Origin of the sequence: Cyclobacterium sp. 1_MG-2023 (genome assembly GCF_030546805.1) — a bacterium.
Classification (GTDB): Bacteria; Bacteroidota; Bacteroidia; order Cytophagales; family Cyclobacteriaceae; genus Cyclobacterium.
The window spans coordinates 88472-102512 of record NZ_JAUOPC010000005.1 but is presented as its reverse complement, the minus strand read 5'-3'; the positions used below and the strand labels follow the sequence as shown (position 1 = coordinate 102512).

17 protein-coding genes are annotated in these 14041 nt (G+C 37.9%); 7 read left to right on the top strand and 10 right to left on the bottom strand.

Annotation, left to right across the window (positions count from 1 at the left end; genetic code table 11):
* The gene (locus Q4534_RS09150; RefSeq protein WP_303612868.1) at positions 1-834 is read left to right on the top strand and encodes a hypothetical protein; all 834 of its coding nucleotides are present in this window, start codon (positions 1-3) and stop codon (positions 832-834) included.
* On the opposite strand, the gene Q4534_RS09145 is transcribed toward Q4534_RS09150, so the two are convergent.
* Positions 831-1976 (bottom strand): cystathionine gamma-synthase, encoded by a 1146-nt coding sequence (locus Q4534_RS09145; protein ID WP_303612867.1) that lies wholly within the window; start codon positions 1974-1976, stop codon positions 831-833. The two genes, Q4534_RS09150 and Q4534_RS09145, sit on opposite strands and share 4 nt — an antisense overlap.
* A 103-nt stretch (positions 1977-2079) precedes the next feature.
* Between Q4534_RS09145 and Q4534_RS09140 the strand changes: the two genes are divergently transcribed.
* Positions 2080-2799 (top strand): TVP38/TMEM64 family protein, encoded by a 720-nt coding sequence (locus tag Q4534_RS09140; protein ID WP_303612866.1) that lies wholly within the window; start codon positions 2080-2082, stop codon positions 2797-2799.
* Here the strand turns inward: Q4534_RS09140 and Q4534_RS09135 are convergent.
* The 3 genes from Q4534_RS09135 to Q4534_RS09125 are packed head-to-tail and all read right to left on the bottom strand — an operon-like array spanning position 2796 to position 6000.
* Entirely contained in the window at positions 2796-3653 is an 858-nt protein-coding gene (locus tag Q4534_RS09135; protein WP_303612865.1) for a TraB/GumN family protein, read from the bottom strand. The genes Q4534_RS09140 and Q4534_RS09135 overlap by 4 nt on opposite strands.
* Positions 3654-3666: 13 nt before the next feature.
* Positions 3667-4398, bottom strand: coding sequence for an RluA family pseudouridine synthase (locus tag Q4534_RS09130; RefSeq protein ID WP_303612864.1), 732 nt, complete (start codon positions 4396-4398; stop codon positions 3667-3669).
* Between the two features lie 21 nt (positions 4399-4419).
* The gene (locus tag Q4534_RS09125; RefSeq protein WP_303612863.1) at positions 4420-6000 is read right to left on the bottom strand and encodes a peptide chain release factor 3; all 1581 of its coding nucleotides are present in this window, start codon (positions 5998-6000) and stop codon (positions 4420-4422) included.
* 148 nt (positions 6001-6148) lie between these two features.
* Here Q4534_RS09125 and Q4534_RS09120 point away from each other — a divergent pair, with 148 nt between their 5' ends.
* Complete coding sequence (locus Q4534_RS09120; protein WP_303612862.1) at positions 6149-6709, top strand: hypothetical protein; 561 nt, start codon at positions 6149-6151, stop codon at positions 6707-6709.
* A complete protein-coding gene (locus tag Q4534_RS09115; RefSeq protein ID WP_303612861.1) occupies positions 6702-7487 on the top strand; it encodes a TIGR02757 family protein in 786 nt (261 codons plus the stop codon). Before Q4534_RS09120 ends, Q4534_RS09115 begins: the two co-directional genes overlap by 8 nt.
* 102 nt (positions 7488-7589) lie before the next feature.
* On the opposite strand, the gene pyrE is transcribed toward Q4534_RS09115, so the two are convergent.
* Positions 7590-8234 (bottom strand): orotate phosphoribosyltransferase, encoded by a 645-nt coding sequence (pyrE, locus tag Q4534_RS09110; protein ID WP_303612860.1) that lies wholly within the window; start codon positions 8232-8234, stop codon positions 7590-7592.
* A gap of 83 nt (positions 8235-8317) precedes the next feature.
* Between pyrE and Q4534_RS09105 the strand changes: the two genes are divergently transcribed.
* The gene (locus Q4534_RS09105; RefSeq protein WP_303612859.1) at positions 8318-9007 is read left to right on the top strand and encodes an NUDIX hydrolase; all 690 of its coding nucleotides are present in this window, start codon (positions 8318-8320) and stop codon (positions 9005-9007) included.
* On the opposite strand, the gene coaD is transcribed toward Q4534_RS09105, so the two are convergent.
* The 4 genes from coaD to Q4534_RS09085 form a co-directional block, all read right to left on the bottom strand.
* Positions 8995-9450 (bottom strand): pantetheine-phosphate adenylyltransferase, encoded by a 456-nt coding sequence (coaD, locus tag Q4534_RS09100; protein WP_303612858.1) that lies wholly within the window; start codon positions 9448-9450, stop codon positions 8995-8997. The two genes, Q4534_RS09105 and coaD, sit on opposite strands and share 13 nt — an antisense overlap.
* Positions 9447-10295 carry a DUF3822 family protein gene (locus Q4534_RS09095; RefSeq protein WP_303612857.1) on the bottom strand — a complete coding sequence of 283 codons (849 nt, stop codon included), beginning with the start codon at positions 10293-10295 and terminating at the stop codon, positions 9447-9449. The genes coaD and Q4534_RS09095 overlap by 4 nt, the downstream gene beginning before the upstream one ends.
* Before the next feature lie 2 nt (positions 10296-10297).
* Positions 10298-10879: a hypothetical protein gene (locus Q4534_RS09090; protein ID WP_303612856.1), complete on the bottom strand. Its 582-nt coding sequence runs from the start codon at positions 10877-10879 to the stop codon at positions 10298-10300.
* A gap of 61 nt (positions 10880-10940) precedes the next feature.
* Positions 10941-11450, bottom strand: a complete 510-nt coding sequence (locus Q4534_RS09085) for an NUDIX hydrolase (protein ID WP_303612855.1) — start codon at positions 11448-11450, stop codon at positions 10941-10943.
* 16 nt (positions 11451-11466) lie between these two features.
* Here Q4534_RS09085 and Q4534_RS09080 point away from each other — a divergent pair, with 16 nt between their 5' ends.
* Positions 11467-12894, top strand: coding sequence for an ATP-dependent RecD-like DNA helicase (locus Q4534_RS09080; protein WP_303612854.1), 1428 nt, complete (start codon positions 11467-11469; stop codon positions 12892-12894).
* Positions 12895-12937: 43 nt separating this feature from the next.
* On the top strand, positions 12938-13330 hold the full coding sequence (locus Q4534_RS09075; protein WP_303612853.1) for a DUF1573 domain-containing protein: 393 nt from the start codon (positions 12938-12940) through the stop codon (positions 13328-13330).
* A gap of 77 nt (positions 13331-13407) precedes the next feature.
* Here Q4534_RS09075 and Q4534_RS09070 read toward each other — a convergent pair whose 3' ends face one another.
* Complete coding sequence (locus tag Q4534_RS09070) at positions 13408-13995, bottom strand: urea carboxylase-associated family protein (RefSeq protein WP_303612852.1); 588 nt, start codon at positions 13993-13995, stop codon at positions 13408-13410.
* Between the last annotated feature and the right edge of the window lie 46 nt (positions 13996-14041).

Genomic DNA, 14041 nt, shown 5'->3' with positions numbered 1-14041 from the left:
ATGGAAGCATCTACCTTACCCTTGGTTTTACATGTTTTTGACAAGCACTACGATGCCGGGAAGGTATTGTTTGAGGAACTTTCAAAGAAAATGAGGTCAAAGAAAGCCATCGAGCTGGAGGCCCATTTGGATTTTTTTAGTGTATATATCCAGTTATTGGAAAGGGTTCATTTCAATAAGAAAAAAAAGATTGGTAAAATATTTTCTCCTTTTAAATCCCTTCAAAAAAACCTTCGTAAAGTTAAACACATTCGCTTTATTCAAGAGGGATTTACGAGCCATATGGCAGATAAAGGACAGTACTCAGACTACCAGAAACTTATTTCCTCAGATAAAGATAGGGTTTATACAGAAGTCTACGAGCTGATACTTTCTGTTCCTTTACATCAATGGGAAGACCTTTACCGAGATATTTATAAGTTTTCTCAAGGGATGTCAATCTTGAATATTAATACTGCAATCAATCAGATAATCAATGAAGAGATTGACTATTTTTATTTTGGGACAAAGACGAGACTAGATGCGCAAACGATTAGCGATATTTACAAAGGTTTGAAGAAGGTTACTGCTCTGGAAAAAATCAGATTATCTATTGGCTTGAATTCAGTTTTTACACATGTAGTTCACCAAGAAATTGATATCCTTTCCAAAAATATGGATACTTGGTATAAAAATCAACTTCTTCTCCAGCATTTGGGCAGCCATTTGGGTAAGAAGGAAGATGTAAGTAAAAAATACCAACCGGTACTTACCCTCTTACAAAAGAATCACAAGGAATTGACCAATGCTATTGAAATCAGGTGTCAGCAGCTATTTACAAGAATGCTCCACTAAAGTTTTCCCATTGCTTGAGCTAGGTCATTTTTTAAGTCTTCAGCATCTTCTATTCCTACGCTTAACCTGATCAAAGAATCGGATAAACCTACTTTTTCCCTTTCAGATTTTGGAATACTGGCATGAGTCATAGTGGCAGGGTGTCCACAAAGTGATTCAACTCCACCTAAAGATTCTGCCAATACGAATATTTTAAAATTCTCCAAGATCTTTATGGCATCTTCAATATTGTTGCCCTTCAAGGTAAAAGATAGCATGCCTCCAAAATCTTTCATTTGGGTTTTTGCGATGGTATGATTTGGGTGGTCTTCAAATCCGGGCCAAAAAACTTTTTCAACTTTAGGGTGATTTTTTAAATAGGCAGCGATGGTTTTTCCATTTTGGCAATGCCTTTCCATCCTAAGGTGTAGGGTTTTGATTCCTCTCAAGACTAAAAAGCAATCTTGTGGCCCTGGAACAGCTCCACAGGAATTTTGAATAAAGGCCAAATCATCTGCAAGGTTCTGATCTTTTACTACAATTGCTCCCATGACCACGTCTGAATGACCGGCAAGGTATTTTGTAACGGAGTGCATCACAATGTCTGCACCAAGGTCCAGTGGGCTTTGTAAAAATGGCGTTGCGAATGTATTGTCTACCCCCAATAAAAGGTTGTTGCTTTTGGCAACTGTTGCTAAGGCCTTGATATCAATAATGTTCATCATGGGGTTGGTAGGTGTTTCAGCCCATATCATTTTGGTATTCTCATTGATAAGGGGAAGAATTTCCTCAGGTTTTTCCATGTTGACAAAATGAAACTTTATTCCATATTTGGAAAATACTTTGGTGAAAATTCTATAAGTCCCTCCATAAAGATCGTTGGTACTGATAACCTCGTCACCCGGCTTTAGAAGCTTAAGTATGCAATCTATAGCGGCCATACCGGAAGAAAAGCACAAACCATGCTGACCATTTTCCAATGCAGCCAAATTTTGTTCCAAAGCTTGTCTGGTAGGATTTTGTGTCCTTGAATATTCAAAACCTTTGTGGTCTCCCGGTGATTTTTGAACATATGTAGAAGTTTGGAAAATTGGGGTCATAATTGCCCCTGTACCGATGTCCGGTTTTATCCCTGCATGTATGGCTTTTGTAGCAAATTTCATAAGGTTGATTTATATAGATTTTATAGACCAAACAAGACAATTTTTTAATTAAGCCTTGGTCCGGTTAAATTTTAGTCAGAATTATTTCTAGTTTTGTTCAAAGATGAATAAAAAACCGCCTATTTTCAAGCATTTCAGGAATATCTATAACCAAAACCCCTGGGTTCTTGTAGCCATTCTATGGGTAAGCATCCTTCCCTCAATAGGTGCTTTAATGCTTGGAAACTGGATTTATAGGCATTGGTCTGAAATAAATTTGGCCCCAATAATTGAGCCAGAAATTGCTTTAATTTATTGCATTTCAGGTACTGTCTTAATGGGGTTGGCCTTTGTTCCTACTACTTTCTTTGCTGTGATTTCCGGGTATGTATTTGGCTGGCAGGCTTTTCCCTATTTGGTTTTGGCTTATACGCTCGCAAGTGCAGTAGGCTATTTTCTAGGCAGAATTTTAGAAAAAGACAGCCTTGATTTACTCTTGGAACCTTACCCGAAAGCAAAGAAGCTTATATTGGAGAAAAAAGGGCAAATGGGCAGTTTAATATTCTTTGTTAGAATAAGCCCTGTGATCCCTTTTGCCATCTCAAATTTGGTATTTGCTTTGCTGAGAACAGGGATAAAGCGGGTGTTGTGGTTTGGGCTTTTAGGTATGCTACCCAGAACCTTGCTAGCTTTTTCGTCTGGGGCTTTGGCCGGGAGTATACAAGAAGCCCTATCTTCCAAATCCTCAGTTTGGCAATATGTGCTCATTGCAGTCCTGTTGATCGTAAGCTTAGTAGGGATTTATGCCTTTTTCACCAAGTCCGTTTCTAAGAAAGGGAATTAAAAATCTATTCTTTTTACCGTAAAACCTTGGCTTTTTAATAGGTGGATTAATCCTTTTGGTCCTGCTAAATGACCGGCGCCAACAGCAAAAAATGCCTGACCTTCCTTCATTATACCTGTCATGGGTTTTAGCCAATTTTTGTTTCTTTCATAGAGGAATACGTCTTGGTAATCTTTGTATTCAGGACTTTCGGCGACCATCTGTAACAGGTCAATGATATTTTCTTCTTTATAAGCATTGATAAGCTCACGGAACTCATCCTGTCCTTTTTCAATATCCTTGATATAAGCATAAAAGCTTTCGTACTGATTACTTAGTGGGATATGGTCAAAAAGTGACATTTGGTCTTCAACAGTTTCCAAGCCAAGCACTTCTAAGTCTCCGGAATTTGCCAATGACATCAATTCCATCTCTAAGGACATGGTTTCGCATTCCAAGAGGTTGTTGTATAAAAGTGACATCAATACCATAGGACGCATTTCTTTTAACATATCCATGTCCATTCCTGTCCTTTCTTTTATAAAAGTATGTATGGTTTGGTAAGCTTCCACAGAGAGGAAATCTGTGATTTTTTGGCCTTCTTTATTGTAAAGATTCTGCTGCATTGCTACCTGAAGTTGAGGGTCATCCATGTCAATTTCTAATACAAGGAAGTCAGCTTTTTTTAACTTGTCGGAAATCTTATCATTGATTACAAAATCTTCCTGACAAATAAGGTGAATTGTCCCAAAAAGGTAAGAGGGTGCTGGGGAATCAGGTCCGGTAATTTCCCAAAAAACCCCCTCTTCCTCCTGGCCAAAAGCTGAAATTGACCCGAGAATTAAAAGACAGATGAAAAAATATTTCTTCAACATTACGCAAAAGGATTTAGCCACTAAATGTGTTATCTAAGTGGCGGTCGGTTGATTTTATATTTTCGAACTCCAAAAACTGCTCCCAAAACGGCTCTTCCGGTAATGCAGCTCTTAAGAATAATTTTTCTTTTTTGATGGGGTGAATAAATACCAAATGGAAGGCATGGAGGTTGATACTTGCATCAGGGTTTGGCTTTGAGAACCCATATTTTATGTCACCCCTAATCGGACAATTCATAGTAGATAGCTGCACGCGCAATTGATGAGGTCTTCCTGTAATAGGGCGTAGCTCCAATAGCCAATGATCATTTAGCTTTCCCAAGCTCTTATAAGTTAATTCAGATCTTTTGGAATTGGGTACCTCTTTGTCATAGGCGGTGGAGGTGTTTTTATCTGAATCTTTAACCAGCCAATGCGTTAATTTTCCTGATTCCTCTTTGGGTCTTCTCTTAACCACTGCCCAATACACCTTATGAACTTCTCTTTTCCTGAATAAAGCAGTCATTCTTTCCAAGGCTTTGGAGGTTCTTGCAAAAACCACAATACCACTTACAGGCCTATCTAGCCGGTGTACAGGATGTAGAAACACTGCGCCGGGTTTGTTGTACTTATTGGCTATATAGGTTTTGCAATAGTCAGTAAGTGTCTTGTCTCCGGTTTTGTCTCCTTGTACCAATATACCTGCAGCCTTGTTAACGACCAGCAAATGATTGTCCTCATATATAACGTTAAATGGCTTTTTCATGTTTGATCAGGTTTAATGATTTTATAATTCTGATGTATAGTGAAATTCAATTTCAGGAAAATTGTCTTTAACCATTTGAAGCCAAGCTTTGCTTTCTGCCATGAATACAAGTTTACCATCTTTGTCTTTGGCAATATGCCTTTGTTTGGAACGGGTAAATTCATCCAGTTTCTTTTTGTCAGTACTAGTGATCCAGCATGCTTTGTACAAGTTCATTGGTACAAAATCAGCTGTGGCATTGTATTCGTTTTTCAACCTAAATTTTATTACTTCAAATTGAAGCTGACCAACTGTTCCGACAACCTTTCTTGAACCTATTTCAAAAGTAAAAAGCTGGGCGACGCCTTCTTCCATCAATTGCTGCAATCCTTTTTCAAGCTGCTTGGTTTTCATGGCATCCTTATTAACCACTTCTCGGAAAATCTCCGGAGAAAAGCTTGGGATACCCTTAAAAGTGAGGTCTTCCCCGTCAGTGATGCTGTCCCCAATTTTTAGATTTCCTGTATCATATAAACCTACAATATCCCCAGGAAATGCCTCTTCAATTATTTCTTTATCCTGCGCCATAAAGGAGGTGACATTAGAAAAGCGCAGGGGCTTGGTGCCTCTTACATGGTTGTAAGGCTTGTTTCGAGCAAATTTACCGGAACAAATCCTTAAAAATGCAATACGGTTTCGGTGCTTTGGATCCATATTGGCGTGGATTTTGAAAATAAATCCACTGAATTGATCCTCTGTAGGGACAACTTCTCTCTCCTCTGTTTGGCGACTTTTGGGACCGGGGGCTATTTTAATGAAAGTGTCCAGCATTTCTTTGATCCCAAAGTTATTGACAGCTGATCCAAAAAATACCGGTGCAACACTTCCCTCAAGGTACTCTTTGGGATCAAATTCTGGATAAACTCCATCAATTAATTCTACATCTTCCCTAAGTTGGTCTGCTAAGCTGGTGCCTATTCGGTCATCCAATACTTCTGAGCTCAAGTCTTCAATGACTACCCTGTCATCACTTAATTTCCGCTGACTAGGTGTAAACAGGTTCAACTGCTTGTCATATAAATTGTATACTCCCTTAAAGGATTTACCCATGGAAATGGGCCAGGATAGGGGCCTCACCTGTATGTTTAATTTGGTTTCTACTTCATCCAGTAAGTCATAGGGGTCTCGTCCTTCCCTATCCAGCTTATTGATAAAACAGATAACGGGAGTTTTCCTCATTCGGCAAACCTCCATTAATTTCTCGGTTTGAATCTCCACCCCTTTTACACAATCTATAACCATAATGACAGAGTCAACTGCTGTCAGTGTACGGTAGGTGTCTTCAGCAAAATCTTGGTGTCCGGGGGTATCAAGTAGGTTTATTTTTTGCCCCTTGTATTCAAATCCCATAACGGAAGTGGCTACGGAGATTCCTCTCTGTTTTTCAATTTCCATCCAATCGGACTTGGTCGCTGTGTCAATTTTATTTGACTTTACAGCCCCCGCAGTTTTAATGGCACCACCAAAAAGCAGCATTTTCTCTGTTAAGGTGGTCTTTCCTGCATCAGGGTGAGCTATAATTCCAAAAGTCTTTCTCTTCGCTATCTCTTCAGTTAGGGTCATGGTGCTTAGGTGTTTTCAGCCTGCAAAGGTAGGCAAATCAGTTGACAATGTCAGGTTTTATCCTAGTGGGAGTAGGGATTGTTTAGCAAAATTTGATTTTTGCTTGTTTGGGTATTTTGGCTTAATTTTGAAATTGTATTGGTAAATAATGAATTCAATTGAACTTTTCTTCCATAGGTTTTTCAAATTTATTTGGAATGCCATTTTCGTCCTAACTTACCCCGTACTTGCAACTTTTGGGCTGTTATTTATTGGTATAACCTATTTTTTCTCTTGGCTATCTTCTCTTTTGACGAAAATTGGTGGTCCCAATACTAAAATACAGAATAAATCTGAGTGGATTCAAATGACAGAGGAGTCAAAGTTAATTGAAGGTAAACTTCATAAACAAATAATATTCGGTCCGGAGTGTTATCATCTCAGAAGAAATGATGGGATACCTTCAGTTATTGAAGATTTTATCTTTGGGAAACGGATCATTATTTTGCCTGAGGGATGGCTGCTGGAAAGATGGAATACTACCGAATTGGCCAATATCCCGGATTTCGATATTTGTCTCTACAAACCTGAGGATGATCATTTAATAAGTTTAGCGAATATTAAGTGTTTTGATTGGCATATTGCTTCAAAGGACGAGGGAGGTATATTACTTAAATGGTTTGACGGCACCCAAGGAGGAGAAGTAAAAGTTATTTTAACTGATGGATAATCTCAAAGATTTTTTGGATGAAAAGGTAATGCTTTTTAATCAGCCTTCGTTTATTGAAGACGATCCTATTTCCATTCCGCATCGGTTTTCAAAGTTGCAAGATATTGAGATTTCAGGATTCTTTGCTGCCGTTCTTGCTTGGGGACAGCGTAAAACCATCATTAATAAGAGTTTGGAATTGATGGATTTGATGGGCAATAGTCCCTATGATTTTGTTTTAAACCACTCTGAAAAAGAGCTTAAACAGTTGATGAAATTTAAGCATCGAACTTTTAATGATATAGATACCCTTTATTTTATAGATTTTTTTTCAAGGTATTATCAGGAAAATAAGAGTTTAGAGCAGGCCTTTACGCATGGCTATAGTGAGGATGTGGATGCCATGGAGGTACTCCTCAGCAATTTTCATGATTTGTTTTTTCAATCAGAAGAGGCCCCTATGCGCACAAGAAAACACATAGCTAGTCCTAAGAAAAAGTCTGCTTGTAAACGAATCAATATGTTTTTAAGGTGGATGGTGAGAAAGGATGGGAAGGGGGTTGATTTTGGCTTATGGGATAAAATCTCTCCGGCTCAATTGGTATGTCCCTGTGACCTACATGTAGACAGAATAGGGCGTACGCTTGGCCTCATCCGGCGAAAACAAACTGACTGGCAAACAGCCATGGAACTGACACAGAATTTAAGGCTGATGGATGCTGCAGATCCTATTAAATATGATTTTGCGCTCTTCGGTTTAGGGGTCTTGGAAAAGGAACAAAAAATGAACTTGAAGTAATTATAACAAGGGATTTATTTCCATATAAAAGCCAATCCTCCAAATCAATTGATCTGAGGGATTGGCTATGGGTAGACTTTATAATTTATAGAATTTTCTTTCTTAAGGCTGCCAAGTATCCGGTCCTTTTCTCCAGTCAGCCAATGTATTCATATCGGCTTCAGAAACATAACCTTGCTCGAGAGCTTGTGGTAGTAAAGAACTGTAATCGCTTAGGCAGTATAGTTTTACACCTTCTTTTTCGAAATTTTGATCGGATATTTCAAAGCCATAGGTGAAAATGGCAACCATACCCAAGACTTCGAATCCTGCTGCTCTAAGGTCATTTACAGCCTTAAGAGAACTTCCACCTGTTGAAACAAGGTCTTCTACCACCACCACTTTTTGTCCGGGGGTGATTTTCCCTTCAATCATGTTTTCCATCCCATGGCCTTTGGCTTTAGACCGCACATAGATAAAGGGTACATCAAGCTTGTCAGCAATAAGCACACCTTGAGGAATACCAGCTGTGGCTACTCCTGCAATGGCTTCAATATTTAAAAAATGCGTACGTACTACACTTGTTAATTTTTCCTGAATATATTTTCTTACCTCAGGGAAAGAAAGTGAAAGTCTGTTGTCGCAATAGATAGGTGATTTCCATCCAGATGCCCAGGTAAACGGATCCTTAGGCGATAGTTTGATGGCTTTTATTTCAAGTAGCTTTTTTGCAATTTGAGAAGCGGTGCTTTGATCATAAATTTCCATGCGATAAATTTAACCATTTAATATTTACTCAGGGTTGTGCACGCTGGAAAAAAATTGCAATTTTAGAAAAATTAGATCTGTTTATGAAAATATTCATCAACGATAAGCCATTAGACTTAGTTGGGTCAAAGAATTTTTTGCCAAAAAAATCCTTTGAATGTGTTTATGATAACCCTAAAGAATTACCGCCGTCAGCAGAATTTCATGACGATGTGTTGATAAAAAACCCCTCTAAGGATGTAATCGTCCAATTGCTTTATTTATTGCGGTCCAGAAAGCTTAAAAACCTGGACAGTATCACTTTGGTTACTGAAGAGAAAGCAATCCTTAAGAAGTTTATAAAAAGTAGGTTTTTAATAATAAAAGCGGCAGGAGGAGTCGTTACTAAGGGAGACAAGATATTGTTTATCCATAGACTTGGGAAATGGGATCTTCCTAAAGGTAAGTTTGAAAAGAAGGAAACACCGGAAGGATGCGCTGTAAGGGAAGTTGAGGAAGAATGCAATATAAAAGTGAAGCTCAATAAGCCAATTTGTATTACTTGGCATACCTATACTCAAAATAAGAAAAGTATTTTGAAAAAAACTTATTGGTACAAAATGAAAAGTATCGATGATTCAATGATGAAACCTCAGGTGGAAGAAGGGATCGATGATATTAAATGGCTGCAGCATCATGAAGCAAAAACTGCATTGATTAATTCTTATCCCTCTATGCGTTATTTGTACAAGAGGTTTTTAAAAATGACACCTAAAATTGCTCAAACCTTATAAGGAAGGAATTTATTGACGTTGCCACCGTATTTATGCACTTCCCTGATAATAGTAGAGCTGATTGCAGCATATTTTGGGGTAGTGATTAGAAAGACTGTTTCCAGCGATTCATTGAGATACCTGTTCATTTGACTGATGGTATTCTCATATTCAAAATCAGTAGTATTTCTCAAACCACGAAGCAAATACTTGGCGTCATGTTTTTTTGCCAATGAGGAAGTTAATTCATCATAAACAATAACTTTTACGGAGGGAATGTTCTTGTAGGTTTTCTTGATTTTCTCTACCATAAAATCAATGTCAAAATACCTGTTTTTTTTAGTGGTATTGTGACCAATACTAATAATTACCTCATCGAAGATGTTTAATCCTCTCATGACAATGTCATGATGACCATTTGTATAAGGGTCAAAAGAGCCTGGAAACAGTGCTGTCTTTTTCATGAAATAATTTTTTGTTGCCAGAAAGCCTCTAAAAGATGGGTGTTTAAAAAGGATTCTGCCCCCGAGAGATAGGAAACGTTTTGCTCAGGGGTGATTATGTGTATGTTTTTGAAGTATAAATCCATGCCCTCCTTGCTGGTGTGAAGCCATTCAGGATTGCCAAAAAAACGAATCTTACAATGCGTTCTGTCAAAGGCCATCTGCTGGATAAATGTAAATACATACCGTAGAAATGAGGCTTCGTCCGCAATGATAAACCGGTTGAATAGTGATAGTTTTCCTTCGGTAAAAGCCGCCAAATACATACAGTCAGGTGAAGAATGTATGAATAACTCTTGGTTTAGGAAGTCTTGATTTTGACTCAGGAAATAATCTAAAACATGGGATGCCCCATGTGCAATTTCCAGTTCAGGCAATTTCTTGTCTAGTTGATCTAATAATTGCTTGTCTGCAGTGCCTAACACTTGGATACCATTGTTGGCAATGCCTGTATAAGTGATATTGTCTTCCGCCTCATTTACTTCAGTTGCAAAGCTCAAGTATTTGGAGCATTGAGAGGCATTAAACAATTGAGTGGGGACAAGGGTGAATCTTTGGTGATGGAGGTAAAGCTTACCTTCAGAGTTGGGGGCATTAAAAATTTCTTCTGTTTCTATGATCTGATTTACCGTTTCCTGTTCCTGGAAGGAATAGATAAAAGAAGCAGTGATTTTTTGACTCTCCTCCGTATGGGCTATAACGGCTAGAAGTTTCTCATATAAGAAAAGCGATAAATAGGATATGTCTTGCATATCATATTTATCGCTAATGAATTTACTTTGAATATGGGATCCTACCTTATCCAAATTTATTCCCAGTTTCCTGAAGTCGAAGAATCAGTTCTTGAACCAACTCTAAGTGCTTTCTCATTGTTGTTTCTTCTTCTTTCAGGGTTGCGAGGTGCAGGGTCTCTGATTTCAAACACAGCAATTTCTCTATTGCTACGTTCGATCTTGTCTGCAAAGAACTCAAATGTTTTACCTCCTGAACCAGGAACTACGTTTAATAAGTCAAGTTCAAAATCAGGGTATTTATCCGTGCTGAATAATGAATCCTGAACATTTACAGCTCCCAATGTATCCAATGTTACTGTAGTTTCTTCTTTACCATAGTCTAACAACTTGGTAGTTTCTGTTCTTTGAATAAGGTAAATATTACCTTCTTGGATGAACTTTTTAAGTTCCGGCCAGGTGGAAGCATACTCATTATTTGCTGCCTGATAAGCGATTTGGGCATCTCTTAGCATTTCCAGTTTCTCAATTATTCTTTCTTCAGTCCTTTGGAGAATTTTTTCCTCTTCCACAACTTCATCTACACCCAGATAAAGCTTGTACCCGAGACCTAAGGCTCCCAATAGAAAAACAATCGATAAGATTTTACTCAATGTCATTTTGAATAGCTTTAAAGCGTAATTAAATTATTATAAAGAATTGATGGTTCGTATTAGAATGCTATTTTATGCATTTATTTCCAAAATTAAAATATCCTTTCCATATTCTTACATCATTCAAAGAATTTATTCTTCCAAATAGTGCATGTTTTTTATCAGACGGGATATTTTTTATTTCTTCCATGCTTAGAAATTTAACCTCCTCAATTACCTGTTTGTCGGTTTCTAACTCAGGATCAATTCCAACCTCTAATTTACCATTTGTTTGGCTAACTTCAAAGAATAATTCGATAGCGTGTAAGGGAGGGGATAAAAATTCATGGAGAAATTGATACGCTCCAACCTCAATTTCTAATCCGGTTTCCTCCAGAAACTCCCGTTTTAAATTCGATTTGGCATCATGACCATACTGCATTCCACCTCCGGGTACGTTCCAAAAATAGTGATTATCGCCCATTTGATGTTTGACCATTAAAATTTTATTCTCCTGAATCAATATGCCGTTAACCCTCGTCCTGAGGCGGTTTCCGAAATTATCAATTATGTCTTTTTTTATGTTCGGGTTTTTCATCTTAGTTTCGCAATAGATGCATAAAGATAGTCACGCAAGTTTAAAGCCTTCCCAAAGGATTAGAAAATATTTCCCCCACAGCCCTACGACTGACCAGGAGTATTTCTTTAATGCCATGGATGCTTTTTTAGATAAAAAAATTCCTACAGGGGCAACCTATATTCTCAAAGGCTATGCAGGTACCGGTAAAACTACTGTGTTAGCTGCTTTGGTCAGAGCTTTGCCTTCTTTGGGCCTAAGGGCTGTGATGTTAGCTCCCACCGGGCGTGCGGCCAAGGTTATGAGTGCTTATGCAGACAAAACAGGTTTTACTATTCATAAAATAATTTACAGAGCAAAGCAGGGGCTTGTAGATGGTGGGGAAGGATTCGTTGTTCAAAAAAATTATTACCAAAAATCTGTCTTTATTGTGGATGAAGCCTCTATGCTTTCCGATGATAGAATGGGAGGGAAATCCCTCTTGGCAGATCTGATAGGTTTTGTTTTCCAAAATCCGGAAAACAGGCTGCTATTGATTGGAGATATTGCCCAATTGCCTCCGGTTGGAAGTGAAGACAGTCCTGGGTTAGATAAAAATTACCTAATAAGAAATTTCAAATTGGATGTAAATGAGGCATTACTTACTATAGTAACCAGACAAGAGCAAGATTCAGGAATATTGGCCAATGCCACTACCCTTAGAAATGAAGTCCAAAAGCCTAAACCTAGTATATCATTTAACACCAAAGGATTCAAAGATTTTTACCGGATGACCGGGGAGAGGCTGGAAGATGGTTTACGTTATGCCTATGATAAATTTGGACTGGACAATACCATGATTATTACTAGGTCCAATAAGGCTGCGGTCCAATACAATAAATACATCAGAAATGCGATTTTTTATTACGAAGACGAGTTAAGTGCCGGTGAAAGGTTAATGATTGTTAAAAATAACTATAGCTATATGGAGTCATCAGAGAAGGTTAGTTTTTTGGCCAATGGAGATTTTGTAGAGATACTTAAAATTCGTTCTTTTGAGGAAATTTATGGCCTAAGGTTTGCTACGCTAGAATTGAGGTTGATAGATTATCCCGACGAAGTCCCTTTTGAGGCACGGGTGATACTGGATACCTTACATTCAAATAAACCTGCTTTGGGAATGGAAGAGTGGAAAGCGCTCTATCAGTTGGTGGAGGAGGACTATCAGGATTTGGAACAAAAAAGTAAGATCAGAGAAGCGATGAGTAAAGATCCTTATTTAAACGCTCTGCAAGTCAAATACGCCTATACGCTTACTTGTCATAAATCTCAAGGTGGACAATGGGATGCGGTTTTTGTTGACCAAGGTTATTTGAACGAAGAACAAATTGACAAAAATTACGTGAGATGGCTATATACGGCCATGACACGTGCCAGAAAAGAATTGTTTATGGTGAACTTTCACAACAATTTCTTCATTAAATAGTAGTGTTTTTTATAAAAATGAGAAAGAATTAAATTTGACATATATGAAAAGGTTATTAACAGTAGTAATGGCAATTGTATTAAGCTCAGCACTTGCAATTGCCCAAGAAAAAGCAGTAAAGGGGCCTGTCATTACATTTGAGGCAGATTCCAAAGATTTTGGTGATATCAAGCAAGGAGATAAGGTGGAAAATGTGTTTAAACTCACCAACACAGGAAACGAACCGTTGATTATCTCAAACGTGGCTGCAACATGTGGTTGTACCGTGCCCAGCTGGCCAAAGGAGCCGGTAGCTCCTGGTAAAACAGCTGAAATCAAAGTCTCATTTAATAGTGCCGGAAAAATGGGTAAACAAAACAGCGTGGTTAGAATTTATTCCAATGCCAGCGAACCTATTGAGAAGGTATCATTGATTTCAAATGTGTTGCCTAAATAAGAAATAAAGTTTTTATTTCCCATAATTTACAAAGCCTGCCCCGAGTGATTGGAGGCAGGCTTTTTTATGAGAGGTGCTTAAAGGTTGCTTTCAAGGATTTCATAATGGATAGGTTTAAATGTTCCTCCATTGCTGTCTTCAGCAGAGCATGCCGTAAGTGCAATAATAAGATCCATTTGAGCTTGAAAGAGCAAATAATCTCCCGCTTTACTTAATGGAGGCAGTACTTTTAATCTCCCTTTTTGGTCAAATTGTACATTCATGAAAATATTAAAAGCCGTAGGAATATCATCAGGGTTAATCCCATAAGGAGCCAAAGAGGTATGCAGATTCTCAAAGCAACTTGGGTGATAATCATCAATATTATACATGATCTTGAAGGTTTCTGGACTGCACGGGGCTAGTAGGAAATCATTTCTGCCATTGGTGTCTTCTAAAATTTCCATCATTTTATTTCCTCTGTTACTCCAAAGGAAATTACCAGCAGTAATGAGAATGTTTTCTTCAAAATCCAATGTTTTACCAGAAGATATTTTTTCTAAAGTATCATTTGCATTAAACAATACCATGTCACTTACTTGTCCACCTTGAGGATCGATAACTTTTAATTTTTGCCCTTTTTTTAATTCAAAAGCTACTCCGGATTGTTTATTAATTGTGTTCATTTAGCTTAACTAGATTAGTTTTTTTATTTTAAATACCTCTTTTCCA